Below are 12,500 nucleotides of genomic sequence, written 5' to 3'. Positions count from 1 at the left end.
TCCTCCGGCCCGGCGTTTGCTGCGCCGGTGATTGTTGTGTTGTCCTCGTTTCTAATCTCTTCGCGGGCCCGGAAGCAAATCGGCGGTCCGGCCCATCAGGCGGTAGGCGACGAGCCCGATCCATTCGCGCACGGCAACATCGGTGCGGCTCAATCCATCACGGCCCGAATTGCTGAAGCTGAAGAGATCTTCGCGACCTCCCATCCGCCAGTCCACCGGATAGGCCTCGACATCAAATCCAACCTTGCGGAACAGTCCGACCGAACGCGGCATGTGGAAAGCCGAGGTGACGAGGAGCCAGCGCTCGCCGGGCTTCGGAGCAACGAGCTGCTTCGTGAGCAGCGCATTCTCATAGGTATTGCGCGAGTTCCGCTCCAGGATCAGGCGTTCCTTGGGGATGCCGATATTCTCAAGGGCGATGCCGGACCAGTCGGCCTCCTTGGCGTCGCCCGAGATCAGGTCGGAGTTGCCCCCGGTGAAGACGATGCGCGCGTTCGGGTAGCGCCGCGCCAGCTCGGCCGGTGCCAATATGCGATCGGCGGCGTGGCGCACGATCGGCGTACCATGCGTTGCCGACAAATCCGGATCGACCGAGCCGCCGAGGATGATGATCCCGTCGGGCGCGCCCCGCGACGGATCCCACGGTGGAAAACGCGACTCCAGCGGATAAAGCAGGAGATTGCCGAGCGGCGAGAAAGCAGCGAGCGCCAGCAGAACCAGTGCGGTAGCCGCGAGCTTGCGGCCGAGCGCCGCATAGCGCGTCGACAGCAGAATGAGCGATAGAATTCCGAGCTCGACGATGAAATTGATCGGCAACAATGCCACGCCGAGCGTCTTGGACAGGACGAAAAACAGGGGGAGCCTCGCTGGAATGATCGATGAGGTCACGTGCGGGCTTGACCGGCCCATCCATCTTCAGAAATCTTCTTGAAAGAGGATCGATTGCCGGGTCAAGCCCGGCATGACGAGTTCTGATGAAACCGGGACGTGGCCAATGACCCATCACCACCTGCATTCGAGCGCCGAAACCTGCCACTGGGGCTTCTTCGAGGCGAAACTCAGGCCGGCGCTGACGATCCAAAGCGGCGATGAAGTCACGGTCGACACCATCAGCGGCGGGCCCGACGTGATGCCCGACCGCGACCGCTTTCACGTCCCGCCCGAGATGCTCGACGTGCATGCGAAATGCGAACGCATGCTGCCCGGCCACATCCTCACCGGCCCGATCGCGGTCGGCGGCGCCGAGCCCGGCGACGTGCTCGAAGTCGATATCCTCGACATTCAGCTCCGGCAGGATTGGGGCTGGAATCTGATCAAGCCGCTGTCCGGCACCCTGCCCGACGATTTCCACGAGACGCGCATCCTCAACATCCCGCTGGATCGGACGCGCATGGTTGGTCGCCTGCCCTGGGGCCTCGATTTGCCGCTAAAGCCGTTTTTCGGCGTGATGGGCGTGGCGCCGCCGCCGGCCTGGGGCCGCATCTCCTCGCTCATTCCCCGCGCGATGGGCGGCAATCTCGACAACAAGGAGCTGGTCCCGGGCGCGAAGCTCTATCTGCCGGTGTTCGTGCCGGGCGCGCTGTTCTCCTGTGGCGACGGCCATGGCGTGCAGGGCGACGGCGAGGTCTGCGTCACCGCGATCGAGACCGCGCTGCAAGGCCGCTTCCGCCTCACGCTGCGCAAGGACATGAAGCTCGACTATCCGCGCGCGGAGACGCCGTCGCACTACATGACCATGGCGATGGACCCGGACCTCGACCAGTGCGTGGTGCGGGCGCTGCGCGACATGATCGCGCTGCTCGGCGAGAAGCGAAACCTGTCGCGCGCGGACGCCTACACGCTATGCAGCTTGGCCGCCGATTTGCGCGTGACGCAGACGGTCAATGGCTCCAAGGGCATCCATTGCATGATCGCCAAATCGGTCGTGCACGGCTAGGCCCGCACCGCCTCTTTCCCCTTGTCCAGCTTGTCCGCCGCCCGGAGCCTCCGCGCGGCGCGGCTGGCGCGTGAGGATTTTTCCAAGCGATTCCAACGGCCTCTGGCTCTGCTGTGGTCCGGATTTGACTTCCAGGCTCAAACCTAAATAGAGTCTTAATCGTTACTTTTATGTATCCGAGTAAGAGGCTAGCGTTCGGGCCATGGCCACCGAAAAAGCCGAGACTGACCGCATTCCAGTTACCTTGGCGCTCTCGACCATCACGTATCTCGAAAAACTGGTGAGACAGGGCACCCACGGCACCAGCGTTCCCGGCGTCGCACGTACATTGATCGAGGAAGGCATCCGTCTCGCCATCAAGGACGGGCTGCTGTCGATTCGCGACAATGGCAGGACGTGAGGCGCAGGAGCGAGGGAAGCTGACGGATCTTGGACGGCGGCCGGCGATCATCTGCAACCTGGGACCGTCACCGATGCCTGCTCTTTCACCGACCTGGACCGACGAACGAATTGCACTCCTGAGACAACATTTCGAAGCCGGCCTCTCCTGCCGCGAGATCGCCGCCGACATCGGCGTCAGCCGCAATGCCGTGATCGGCAAGCTCTCCCGGCTCAATCTCACGCGCGGCAGGACCAGCGACGAGCGCAAGCTCCAGGACAGGAGCTTCGCGCCGGCACGCGCACCTAAGGCAGTGCCGCGACTGCAATATCAGATGCTCGCCACGATCTACGGCGAGGCCGAACCGCCCGTGATCCTGGAGGCAATCGACGAAGCCAATCGCTGCTCGCTGATGGAGCTCGGCGAGAACCGCTGCCGCTGGCCGATCTCGACGCCGGGCGCGGACGATTTCTGCTTCTGTGGCAATGCGTCGCCCGATGGCCAGCCCTATTGCGCCGGTCACAGCCGCCTCGCCTACCGGCCGAATTCACGCGCGCGCTTGATGCGCGGCTGAGGCGAACCGCGATCTGCCAAAAACTTAAAAACCTCCGGCAGGGCATTGCCGGAGGTTTCTGGAGGCTTAGCATGAAGCTAAGAGCCGTGACTTTCGTAATCGGCTAAGAGCCATATAGCTTAGTAACTCAGGTAAGTAAATAAGTTTGAAGACGATCGAATCGCATAGCTCGTCTTCGTCGCTTGCGTGGAGACGCTGCCGGATTTTCCGAACGTCTCCCCCCTGGAAAAAGCCCCGGCGGTTTCCCGCCGGGGCTCGCGTCAGATCCGAATGTCAGGACTTACCAATTGCGCTGGGCGCGCAGCAGCAGGCTGTAGGTGTCCTGGTCCTTCAGCTCGTAGGTAGCCGCGGGCTTGGCGACCGACGTCAGAGCGGTCGTCGTGATGAAGCCCGAGTACTTCTGGTCGAGATGGCTGTAGGTGAAGTCAGCCGAGAAGGTCAGCCCCTTCACCGGCGTCCAGCGCGTGATGACACCCACCTGGCCGATGTTGAAGTCCGGGTTGCAGGTGCCTGTCAGGGTGGCGAACGCGGCACTGCCGCAGATCAGGCCCTTCGCCGTGCCGCTGTAGCTGACCGCAGCCCAGGCACCGTACAGCGCCGTGTTCCAGTACGGATCCCAGTTGTGGGTGTAGGCACCGCGGAAGCCGTAGGTCTTGGTCAGCTCGAGGTTGCCGTTCGGGCCGAACACCGCATCCGACACACCGGCGAAGCCGATGCTCTGATAGGCGGCATTGGAGCTGCCGAACATCGAGTAGCTGGTCGCCGCCAGCTCCTGGAAGTTGTAGCGGCTCGCGCCCTCGGTGAAGACGCCCGACACGTTGATCACGTCGCCTGCGCCGGTCGGGATGTTCTTGATCGACAGAGCGAGCTGAACGGCCCAGCCCCACTTGTCTTCCGGATGGCCCGTCGCCTCGGTCGCGCCATAGTAGGCGGCGTGGTTGTCGTGCGCTGCGACCGAGGCCTGGAACAGACCCCAGGCCTGGTCGACGCGCACCATGCCGACGATGTCGGGCGATGTGGTGCCGCCGAAATTGTTCGTGCCGTAGGCGCCGCCGAGGACGCCCGTGGTCGACATGCCGGCGGTGTTCCAGATCGCGGTCTGGTAGACCTGGGTCGGGTCCTGCACGGAGATCGCGGCCGTGATGCCCTGACCGAAATCGGCCGTGTAGGTGAACTGATTGACGCCGTTGGTCGAGCCGCTGCCGCCGACCAGCTGGTCGAAGTTGTTGCCGGGATAGTTGATCCAGGGCGCGTCGAACTGCGACACCGACTTACCCATCGTGAAGCCGGCGAACTGGATGAACGCGTAATAGACGCCGAGCGCGCCGCCCGAGAGATTGCCGTCGGTGCCGTTGACATTGCCGCTGGTCGAGCCCACGAGGCCGTTATTGGCGGCGTTGAGACCGAGCGTTCCGCTGTACTGGGTGGCGCCCGTCGCGCTGCCGGTGCCGACATAGTTGCCGGTCGTCCAAGTGAAGACCGCATCGAAATAGGTGCGGACCACGCCGTACTCGGTCGCCGTGCGCGTGTCGATGTTGAGATCTTCACGAGCGCGCATCGAGTAGTAGTTGACCAGGCGGTTCTTCGCCGCGAATACGTTGCTGTACTGGCCGTTGTAGTTGCCGCCCGCGTTGAGCGCGACTTCCGCACGCAGATAGCCGCCCAGCTTCACGCAGGTGTCGGTGCCCGGGATGTAGTAGAAGCCCGCGCCGTACAGCGAGCAGACCTTCACGTATTCGACCGCCTTGGCCTTGACCGGAAGATCGGCCGCCTGGGCTCCGCCGACGGCGATCAGACCCGCCGCAGTGCCGAGCAAAAGGCTCTTCGCCACTCTCATTTAAACCTCCAAGTTGCTCATTTTTGCGGAGACAGGACCGTCAGGCCCCCCAGATCCCCGCCTCTAAAACCGCTCGGCCGCTTCGCGCCTTCGGACACACCCGCTTGAACGCGAGGGACTTGGCGAACCACCTGCAACGGGACGATTGAGTACCCCCCACCGTCGAAGCCGAATATGCCTGCGCCATTCCATTAATCAAAATAGTTTATTAGATCAGCTTTGTGGTTTCACTACCTCTGTGCTCCCGGGGCAACACTTCCCCTTGAGTCAATCCGCTGAGCTGGTCACCTGTGTAATTTTCGTGACACAATTACTTTGCTCTGCACTTGCGTCAGGGCAGACTTGCGTGAAGTATGCGGTCGATGACAATGACACCGACCAGAAGAATCAGTTCACGGGAGTGAGGCAGTGTCCGCGACGAGGAAGGAGGGAGCGCGCCTGCGCTCCATCGGAAATCTGGATATCATCAGGCGCTTCACCTGGGAGATATCGTCGATCAACATGTACCTCGAGGAGCTGCGACAGTTCTGGGCCAGGACGCTCGGCATCAGCGGACCGCAATGGCTGATCCTGATGGCCATCTCCGACCTCGACAAGGACGACGGCGTACCCGTCAACGTGGTTTCGAAACTGCTCCACGTCGATCCGTCGTTCGTCACCACCCAGTCCAAGCTCCTGGAAAAGAAGGGCCTCTTGCGCCGCCGGCCGTCACCGACCGATGCCCGGGTGGTGCGGCTCTCGCTGGTCGAGAAGACCCAGAAGCACATCGCCAGCCTGAACGAGCAATACAAGACGATCCGCGAATTCGTCTTTCAGGAGTTCGACGAGCACGAGCTGACCGAATTCACCGCCAAGCTTGCGACGTTGAAGATGCGCCTGGAAAAGGCCTGCGTCCGGATCTCTCACAACCTCTGACGACGCCGCAGCCGACATCTTAGATGTGCCGGCCGGCCAGCCCGAGCCGTGATTCGAGCCAATCGAAGATGTACTCGTTGGCCAGCGTCGGATTGTCGGCATGGGCCTGCGCCGCGCCGGTCTCCTCCGACGAAAACACCTTCAGCATGATGTCCTGCGAGCCGGGACGGGATTGCCGGACGATCTGGCGCGCCCGCTCCGGCTTCAGCCAGCCCTCGTCGCCTATTGTAATCAGCACCGGACAATCGAGGCTGCTTGCCATCAGCGGCGAATGCGGCACCGGGACGATGCTCACATCGCTCATCGCGAAACGGCTCGCCAGGAACGCGCGCTCATGAAGGTCCCACAAGCCGCCATCGCACACCGCTGCGGCGAGCCGCGGCTCCTGCAGCACCGCACGGGCCACGAAGGACGAGCCCCAACCGTCGGCGACGATCGCGACGCGACCGAAATCGACGTCGCTCCGCGTTGCCAGATAGTCCATCGCGCTGGCGATCGAGCTCTCGAGGTCGCGCCGGCGCAACAGCTCGTCCAGATAATCGTCGCGCTGCTCGCCGAAGAGATCGATCGCAAGCAGAGACAATCCGCGCTCGCGCGCATGCGGCGCAAGCTTGTACAGGAACTCTTCTTTGCGATGACCGGGCTCACCGATGCAGATCACGGTCGGCGTCGGCCCCTTCGCCGCGGGCGGCGGCAGGAAATAACCCTGCAATGAATGACCGTCCGTCCAGGGCAGCGTCACGACCTCGCCGGCCGGATCGCGCGCAGCGAGATAGCTTCGGGCGCATTCCTGCATCGCGAGCACCGCGACCCAGCGACGATCGTCGGCCGGATCGAGCGGCATGGCCGCGGCGCTGTAGTAGTTGATCGCCCGCAGCCAGTTACGCTGTGCGCTCGCCCTGTGGCCTTCGGCGAACGCCGCCTCGGCGCGCTGGCGATTGACCCGCGCGAGCTTCTTCCACTCGCGATGCCAGGATAATTCATCGCCCCGCCGCAAGCGCCGCGCGATCAGCAGGCATTCCGCGATCGTGGCGCCGCCTTCCTGAGCTGCCGTCAGCAGCCGCGTGAATTCGGCGGAGAGGTCCTCCCTCTCCGGCCACAGGGTCCAGTCATCGGAGAGGCATGCGGGTATCATCGTGAGCGCTTCATCGCTGGTATTTCGATTGATTGACTAAACTATTCTAGTTCAACAACCAAGCTGGCTCTGTTCAACAGAAGCTCGTTTGAGATCACCATCGCTTGAACGCACGGATGATGTCGCATGCGTGACATTCCGTTTCTTCATACGAAGACACACGCGCGCGACATTCGGCAAAGATATTCACGGGCGCGCCTCTTGCCATGATGAACATCATTCCTATATCGCGCGCACTCGCGCGCAGACTCATCCCAGCCGCCAGCCCACCTCCTGCGTAAAACTTTCGTAGAAGGCGCGATCATAGGCTTGCTCGGGCGTGGCGCGCACGCGTTCGTCGAGACGCTTCGCATCCTCGCCGACCAGGATACGCCACCTCTCTGCCTTCACCCCGTCGAGAATGGTTCGCGCTGCCTCCGCGGCGGTCGTCGGCGCGTCCTCGAGGAAGCTGCGAGCACGCTCGGCGAACGCCGCCTGGATGTCCTCGTCCGCCATTTTGTCAGCATCTGGCACGCCGGCCGCGACCATGCGCTTGCGCGTCAGCGCGACCTCGTCGGAGTTGAGACGCTCGGAGCCGTCGGCGCTCTGCACCTTGCGCGAATTGGAGACGATCGAGGTGCCGACGTGACCGGGCATCACCACCGAGCATTTGACGTGCGGGGCATGCAGGCGAAGATCGTTGATCAGCGCCTCGGTAAATCCCTTCACCGCGAACTTCGCCGAGCTGTAGGCGGTGTGCGCCTGGTTCATGCCGATCGAGGCCCAGAAGCCGTTGACGCTGGCGGTGTTGACGATATGGGCTTCGTCAGCCTTGACCAGCATGGGCAGGAAGGTGCGCACCCCCAGATAGACGCCGCCCCAGCAGATGTTGAAGGTGCGCTCCCACTGTTCGCGCGTGTTGGTGAACAGGCTGCCGCCGCCGCCGATGCCGGCATTGTTGAACAGGAGATGGATCCTGTCGGTCATCTGCTGCTCGCCGAGCTCGTCGCGAAAGCGCGTCAGATGATCCTCGATCGAGACGTCGGCCGCATGCGTCGTGACACGCAGGCCCTGCGGCAGCTTCTCGGCCTCGCATAGCCGCCTGGTCTCGGCCATCGCGGCCTCCGAGACGTCGCACATCGCGACGTTGCAGCCCTCGGCCACGAGCTGGCGCGCGAGCTCGCGCCCCATCCCCGTTCCGCCCCCGGTGACGACGGCGATCTTTCCTGCAAAATCCTTCATGGGACGTCTGCCCCTCCCTTATCGGTTTGTTTCTTCGTCCTGTTGCGTCCGCACGGGCCGTGCCGGATCACGCGTAAAATGTAGCAGCGCCGCATCCGCAGGTAAAAGCGGATCGGCGCGGCATCGGACCATCGGTTATTTCGACAGGCGGACTATTGTCGACAATGATCGCGTTCCACAGCGTCAAGAGCCGCTTGTGGATCGCGGCGATCGAGCCATGAGCACCGAGCGTGCAGGAGGAATCCATCAACGCACCGACGGCGCGGGAGATCGGCTTGTCGGGTGCCATCATCACGGGGTCTGCGAACTGTTGAAGCGCGGCGACATTCATGTCGCGCACCAGCTTGCCGCGGCGCGCGCGTGGCATCGGCGATGATGCCGGCGATCACTGGAATGCGTCCCCTCACCGTCTCAACCGTCACAGCCATCAGGTCCCGGTCGGACCTACTTCCACGTGGACCCTCGCGTTTCCTGATCATTCGTGGCGGCCTACTCTTTTGGCGGGTATCCGCAGCATCGAGCCTGACGGCTGTCCGCAAGAAGCACAGTCCCCGCGACGCAGCTCTCACGAACGCTCATTCCTGTGGCCTCCCCGTATTTGTCCGGCTTCGGGTTGAGAGGCATTCCTTTGCGATCCGAATCGTCAAATGGACTGGAAGCTGGCTCATGTCCGCATGGCCGGCGTGTCACCGCAGACACAGGCTGTGGCACTCCGCTTGCATCTTCCTCGTGGCCTGAAACAACCCGAGAGGTGACATGCATGTTTGTGACCGTCGTAGCAGTACTCTGCCGACTTGGCGCGGCTGCCTCAGGCAGCTGCGTCGAGGAAATCGTGACCGATAGCAACATGACGCCCGAGATTTCGATGATGCAGTGCGCGACCGGCGCACAGGCAGGCCTTGCGAAATGGATGGGCGAGCATCCGATCTATCACGTCAACTGGCGCATCGAGCGCTACAAATGCGTGCCCGGCCACTACGAGATCAAGGGCCACGCATAAGCTTAGGCCCGCAAGAATCCGGGTCGGAGGAAACGCCCCAAGGGGCTTCAAGGGGAGACGGCCCCATCTCGCCGCCGCGCGGCGGTCGATGCCGTCACGTCACCCGACAGACCGCTCCGTTCTGATCGCGATCGCGCCGGCCGCTAGGCCACCATCGTCCGCGCGGCACTCGCGGAGGCGATCGCGCTGCCGATCGAGAAGGCCGTGCGCAAACTCGTTGCGGTCGCGGTCGCGGCGCACCGCATCGACCCGAAGCTGCATCGCGTGCTTGCCGAGCAGATCCCGCGCACTGGACAGCTCAGGGATGTCGAGGCCTTCAACGCGAGATTCTCGCACTCGTCCGCGCCTACCTCGAGAGCCGCGGCAAGGAGCTGCGCTAGATCGATCCGGAGCTAGCGGCCTTCGTCTGCGTCAGCGCGATCGAGGCGGTCGCGCACAACGCGGTCCTGAACCAGACCGACACGCTGTCGGACAAGGTGGTCAGGACCCTCGTTGATGAGACGACGCGGATGGTGGTCAGGTATCTGCGCTAACCCCCAATATCCCGTTCGAGCTACTCAAGCGGCTCGCTTCGTCTTGCCCCGCTCCGCAAAGGCCTCGAGGATCTGGATGCGGAGTTCTTCCGCCGCCGGGCCCTCGACCTTCCTGAGCTGATTCCAGAGCCGTATCACTTCACGCTGCTTCTCGATGTCCATGAGTCACCTCCAAGGATCATCATCACTAGAACATAACGAGAACATTGAGTCCAGACGCCGAATATTGGATCCAACGAAATCATTTCAATCAGCGCCCTCGTCTCCCAGGCGCGGCACTCGTTGTCTTTGTGGCAAAGACCAAACCAAAGGCCACCGAAACCGGTTGCGCTTCTATTTATTGTGGCAAATGAATTCGTGACATGCATGCGGGTTGCAACTTAGGGGGCACCACCAATGGATGACGCTGGGGCATCCCTCGCCGAAATCTCTCGTTTTTTCGTCCGGTCTCTCAAGACACGGTTCCGGGATCACAGGGCCGAGCTTTCGATTGTTCGATCGCACATCGCCCATCGGGCCGGGATCGCCTGCGACATCGGCGCGAACAAGGGAAGCTTTACCCTTTGGTTGTCGCGCTGGTGCCGCGGCGGCCGCGTGGTTGCTTTCGAGCCGCAAATAGATCTGGCCGCGCGCCTCGCGCGCACCTGTGCCTCGATCGGCCTGCACAATGTCCAGGTCGAAGCCAAGGCCGTCTCTGCGGCACCGGGCCTTCTTCCACTCTTCATCCCGGACGGCCATCAGCCGGGCGCCTCGCTCAACCGGTTCGCCGTGGCCGACCTCGCATTCACCAAGGCGACCGTTCCAGTGGTCGCGCTTGATGACTTCTTTCCGGCATCGGAGCGGGTGTCCTTCTTGAAAGTCGACGTCGAGGGAGCCGAGCTCGATGTTTTCCGCGGCGCCACGCGGATACTCGATCGAGACAGGCCGCTTTTGCTGTTCGAGTGCGAGGGGCGCCACCTTGGCGACGCATCGGTGAGCACCGTGCTCTCCTTCCTGCAATCGCGTGGGTATGAGGGGCGCTTTGTGTCCGCCGGACGGTTGCTGCCGGTCTCAATGTTCGCTGAGGCCATTCACCAACGCCGGGATGGCGAGTGGTTTTGGAAGAAGGAAGGCTATTGCAACAACTTCCTTTTCGCGCCTCGGTAACGCCGTCGGCGTGTCGCAACAGGGGCGGCCCTAGAGGACGCTAAGACCTATTTGTTTGAACGATGAGCCTTAACCCTCGCTCCTAAATCTTGGTGAACCAGAGGTTAATTCTGGTAGACTAGCCGTTACCGAGATTTTGCGTCTTCCCTCTCGGGGCTGGATAAACCGCCGCCCGCGTTCAATTTAAGCGGGCGGCGTTTTTATTGGCCATCGTGCAGCGACCCCGCCTCGCGGGGGCGCGCGGTAGGGCCGCCTGCTTCCCGGACAGTGGGGCTGGATTAGTCCGGTCCGCCTGCTAACTCTATGCCCGTAAAACGGAAAAGGTACTAAATTCTGAGGTCCTAATTCGGATTCTCGGGTGTCCTAATTAGGACAGCACCAGACTGGGCAAGCCAAAATGAAAGGCCGCCAACTGAGGCGGCCTTAGACCAGGGAAAATTTTCCTGCGGGCGCAGATGCCTGGGCTATGTCGCAAAGCGAACCGAGGGGCGATGGTAAAATCGATTAGGCTGCGGACGCTGGGCACCCATACGAGGGAGCGACTGTTGGAGACCTACACGCTCGTAGTCGACGCCATCGGAATCATCGCCATCGCGGCGTTGATGACTGTCCAGCGTCCGCGGCGCGCCCGAGGCCGATGGCCGTCCGGTTAACGACAAATCATCGGATTGGAACCGACCACCACCGCGACCGTTGCCTAATGCGCGGCCCTCCCCTTCGGCCGCGTGGTCCCATCGTCGCACCCCACCTAGACGCCCCAATGCGGCGGGGCCTGATGCAGGACAATACGCGAGGAGGCTACGGTGCGCCTTCACCTTCATAACCCTTCGGTCGATTTAATTGCCCTCGCGGCTGGCACCATTCTGGTGCTGGGGTTTATGGCCGCCATCGCAGTGCTGATCCGCTAGAGGCGGTCCAAAAATCTGACGCGCGGATGCGCCTGCGTGGGGCCACTTCGATGTGATCTTTGGAACTGAAACCGATTTGGCGGGCGAAGAAATTATCGAGTTCGCGCCTTGATGCTAAGCGCGCCGGGCGGGTTGATTTAACGAACCACGAACACGAGGCCTCCAACTGAGGCGGCGTTACTACGTGATCACTTCGACGTTCATAGCTCCCCGTCATCGAGCGGCTCATAGCCGCGCTCGATCAGCCAAGCCTTGCTCTTGCGCCGGTACTCGATCGGCAGCGACCGGCTCGCGGTGATGGCCTTGTGGAACGTCAGCTCCACAAGCTCGTCGCTGGAGGGCGGCTTCAAGCTACGCGAGCGCATGAAGCGCTTCAGGTGTCGCGGGCTCTTGAGCAGCACGCGATCGAGGTCGGCGAGGTAGCGGGCGATTTCGTCCATCGGTGACTGTGATGTTATGGCGTGGTGCCGGGAATGATCCAGATGCGGCGGCTGTTGCGGATCGAAGGCAAAAAGGTCGCGTGGCACGTAGAAAGCCCGACGCCTAGGCCAGAGCCTTGGCCGGTGATTTAGATAAACTAGCTCTGGTAGCCTTCGTTCAAAAGAACCCGGGCTGACGTATTCCCGACCGCCCATCGTGGTGTCCCATGTGGCGTGTCCGCGCCGGGCGCGCTTGAGGCGCCGTGTCATCGTACCGGCGCGGCCCACGCACACACGACATCGGTTCCGCGCATCACTTTGACTGAGGTGATACCGGTTTCAAGCCACCGGTTCAGGTGACCAAGCTTACGCGGCTGCGGGATTTTTCCAGCCGCCAGCCAGCGGGGGGATGTCCCGATCGCTGTTGAACTAGGTCGGGCCGACGTTGCCGGAATGAATGTTACGCGGCCCTCGTGACGTGGGCAACGGGGTTGATC

15 protein-coding genes are annotated in these 12,500 nt (G+C 62.4%); 8 read left to right on the top strand and 7 right to left on the bottom strand.

From position 1 onward, the window contains the following. Positions 1–51 precede the first annotated feature (51 nt). Positions 52–819 (bottom strand): YdcF family protein, encoded by a 768-nt coding sequence (locus K289_RS0105310; RefSeq protein WP_035684090.1) that lies wholly within the window; start codon positions 817–819, stop codon positions 52–54. Positions 820–994: 175 nt separating this feature from the next. On the opposite strand from K289_RS0105310, the gene K289_RS0105305 reads away from it, so the two are divergent. From K289_RS0105305 to K289_RS0105295, 3 genes are all read left to right on the top strand, one after another. Next, complete coding sequence (locus K289_RS0105305; RefSeq protein WP_027550543.1) at positions 995–1,936, top strand: acetamidase/formamidase family protein; 942 nt, start codon at positions 995–997, stop codon at positions 1,934–1,936. A gap of 202 nt (positions 1,937–2,138) precedes the next feature. Next, positions 2,139–2,336 (top strand): hypothetical protein, encoded by a 198-nt coding sequence (locus K289_RS0105300; protein ID WP_007603456.1) that lies wholly within the window; start codon positions 2,139–2,141, stop codon positions 2,334–2,336. A gap of 73 nt (positions 2,337–2,409) precedes the next feature. Beyond that, a complete protein-coding gene (locus K289_RS0105295; RefSeq protein WP_027550542.1) occupies positions 2,410–2,889 on the top strand; it encodes a GcrA family cell cycle regulator in 480 nt (159 codons plus the stop codon). 280 nt (positions 2,890–3,169) lie between these two features. Here K289_RS0105295 and K289_RS0105290 read toward each other — a convergent pair whose 3' ends face one another. Further along, positions 3,170–4,726, bottom strand: a complete 1,557-nt coding sequence (locus K289_RS0105290) for a porin (protein WP_027550541.1) — start codon at positions 4,724–4,726, stop codon at positions 3,170–3,172. Positions 4,727–5,134: 408 nt separating this feature from the next. On the opposite strand from K289_RS0105290, the gene K289_RS0105285 reads away from it, so the two are divergent. Then, positions 5,135–5,641: a MarR family winged helix-turn-helix transcriptional regulator gene (locus tag K289_RS0105285; protein WP_027550540.1), complete on the top strand. Its 507-nt coding sequence runs from the start codon at positions 5,135–5,137 to the stop codon at positions 5,639–5,641. Between the two features lie 19 nt (positions 5,642–5,660). Here the strand turns inward: K289_RS0105285 and K289_RS0105280 are convergent, their stop codons facing one another. From K289_RS0105280 to K289_RS0105270, 3 genes are all read right to left on the bottom strand, one after another. Then, entirely contained in the window at positions 5,661–6,776 is a 1,116-nt protein-coding gene (locus tag K289_RS0105280) for a S9 family peptidase (RefSeq protein ID WP_027550539.1), read from the bottom strand. 249 nt (positions 6,777–7,025) lie between these two features. Then, positions 7,026–7,997 carry an SDR family oxidoreductase gene (locus K289_RS0105275; protein ID WP_027550538.1) on the bottom strand — a complete coding sequence of 324 codons (972 nt, stop codon included), beginning with the start codon at positions 7,995–7,997 and terminating at the stop codon, positions 7,026–7,028. Positions 7,998–8,064: 67 nt separating this feature from the next. Beyond that, positions 8,065–8,364: a hypothetical protein gene (locus tag K289_RS0105270; protein ID WP_027550537.1), complete on the bottom strand. Its 300-nt coding sequence runs from the start codon at positions 8,362–8,364 to the stop codon at positions 8,065–8,067. 465 nt (positions 8,365–8,829) lie between these two features. Between K289_RS0105270 and K289_RS0105265 the strand changes: the two genes are divergently transcribed. The 3 genes from K289_RS0105265 (at position 8,830) to K289_RS52820 (ending at position 9,530) form a co-directional block, all read left to right on the top strand. Further along, positions 8,830–8,997: a hypothetical protein gene (locus tag K289_RS0105265; protein WP_245283845.1), complete on the top strand. Its 168-nt coding sequence runs from the start codon at positions 8,830–8,832 to the stop codon at positions 8,995–8,997. 204 nt (positions 8,998–9,201) lie between these two features. Next, entirely contained in the window at positions 9,202–9,393 is a 192-nt protein-coding gene (locus K289_RS52825; RefSeq protein ID WP_256379985.1) for a hypothetical protein, read from the top strand. Further along, positions 9,378–9,530, top strand: coding sequence for a hypothetical protein (locus K289_RS52820; RefSeq protein ID WP_371260792.1), 153 nt, complete (start codon positions 9,378–9,380; stop codon positions 9,528–9,530). Before K289_RS52825 ends, K289_RS52820 begins: the two co-directional genes overlap by 16 nt. A gap of 24 nt (positions 9,531–9,554) precedes the next feature. Here the strand turns inward: K289_RS52820 and K289_RS51415 are convergent, their stop codons facing one another. Next, positions 9,555–9,692 (bottom strand): hypothetical protein, encoded by a 138-nt coding sequence (locus tag K289_RS51415; protein ID WP_198024661.1) that lies wholly within the window; start codon positions 9,690–9,692, stop codon positions 9,555–9,557. Positions 9,693–9,926: 234 nt separating this feature from the next. Between K289_RS51415 and K289_RS0105245 the strand changes: the two genes are divergently transcribed. Beyond that, positions 9,927–10,676, top strand: coding sequence for an FkbM family methyltransferase (locus K289_RS0105245; RefSeq protein WP_027550534.1), 750 nt, complete (start codon positions 9,927–9,929; stop codon positions 10,674–10,676). Positions 10,677–11,784: 1,108 nt separating this feature from the next. Here K289_RS0105245 and K289_RS0105235 read toward each other — a convergent pair. Further along, the gene (locus tag K289_RS0105235) at positions 11,785–12,024 is read right to left on the bottom strand and encodes a hypothetical protein (protein ID WP_027550532.1); all 240 of its coding nucleotides are present in this window, start codon (positions 12,022–12,024) and stop codon (positions 11,785–11,787) included. Between the last annotated feature and the right edge of the window lie 476 nt (positions 12,025–12,500).

The sequence above is a fragment of the Bradyrhizobium sp. Cp5.3 genome (assembly GCF_000426265.1).
Lineage (GTDB): Bacteria > Pseudomonadota > Alphaproteobacteria > Rhizobiales > Xanthobacteraceae > Bradyrhizobium > Bradyrhizobium neotropicale.
The sequence above is the reverse complement of the archived record's forward strand: the minus strand, read 5'-3'. Positions and strand labels throughout refer to the sequence as shown.

What these genes read in the sequence shown, in the direction of transcription:
- K289_RS0105305 (WP_027550543.1), top strand. Translation starts at nt 995, where the DNA reads ATGACCCATCACCACCTGCATTCGAGCGCCGAAACCTGCCACTGGGGC.
- K289_RS0105300 (WP_007603456.1), top strand. Translation starts at nt 2,139, where the DNA reads ATGGCCACCGAAAAAGCCGAGACTGACCGCATTCCAGTTACCTTGGCG.
- K289_RS0105295 (WP_027550542.1), top strand. Translation starts at nt 2,410, where the DNA reads ATGCCTGCTCTTTCACCGACCTGGACCGACGAACGAATTGCACTCCTG.
- K289_RS0105290 (WP_027550541.1), bottom strand. Translation starts at nt 4,726, where the DNA reads ATGAGAGTGGCGAAGAGCCTTTTGCTCGGCACTGCGGCGGGTCTGATC.
- K289_RS0105280 (WP_027550539.1), bottom strand. Translation starts at nt 6,776, where the DNA reads ATGATACCCGCATGCCTCTCCGATGACTGGACCCTGTGGCCGGAGAGG.
- K289_RS0105275 (WP_027550538.1), bottom strand. Translation starts at nt 7,997, where the DNA reads ATGAAGGATTTTGCAGGAAAGATCGCCGTCGTCACCGGGGGCGGAACG.
- K289_RS0105270 (WP_027550537.1), bottom strand. Translation starts at nt 8,364, where the DNA reads ATGCCACGCGCGCGCCGCGGCAAGCTGGTGCGCGACATGAATGTCGCC.
- K289_RS51415 (WP_198024661.1), bottom strand. Translation starts at nt 9,692, where the DNA reads ATGGACATCGAGAAGCAGCGTGAAGTGATACGGCTCTGGAATCAGCTC.
- K289_RS0105245 (WP_027550534.1), top strand. Translation starts at nt 9,927, where the DNA reads ATGGATGACGCTGGGGCATCCCTCGCCGAAATCTCTCGTTTTTTCGTC.
- K289_RS0105235 (WP_027550532.1), bottom strand. Translation starts at nt 12,024, where the DNA reads ATGGACGAAATCGCCCGCTACCTCGCCGACCTCGATCGCGTGCTGCTC.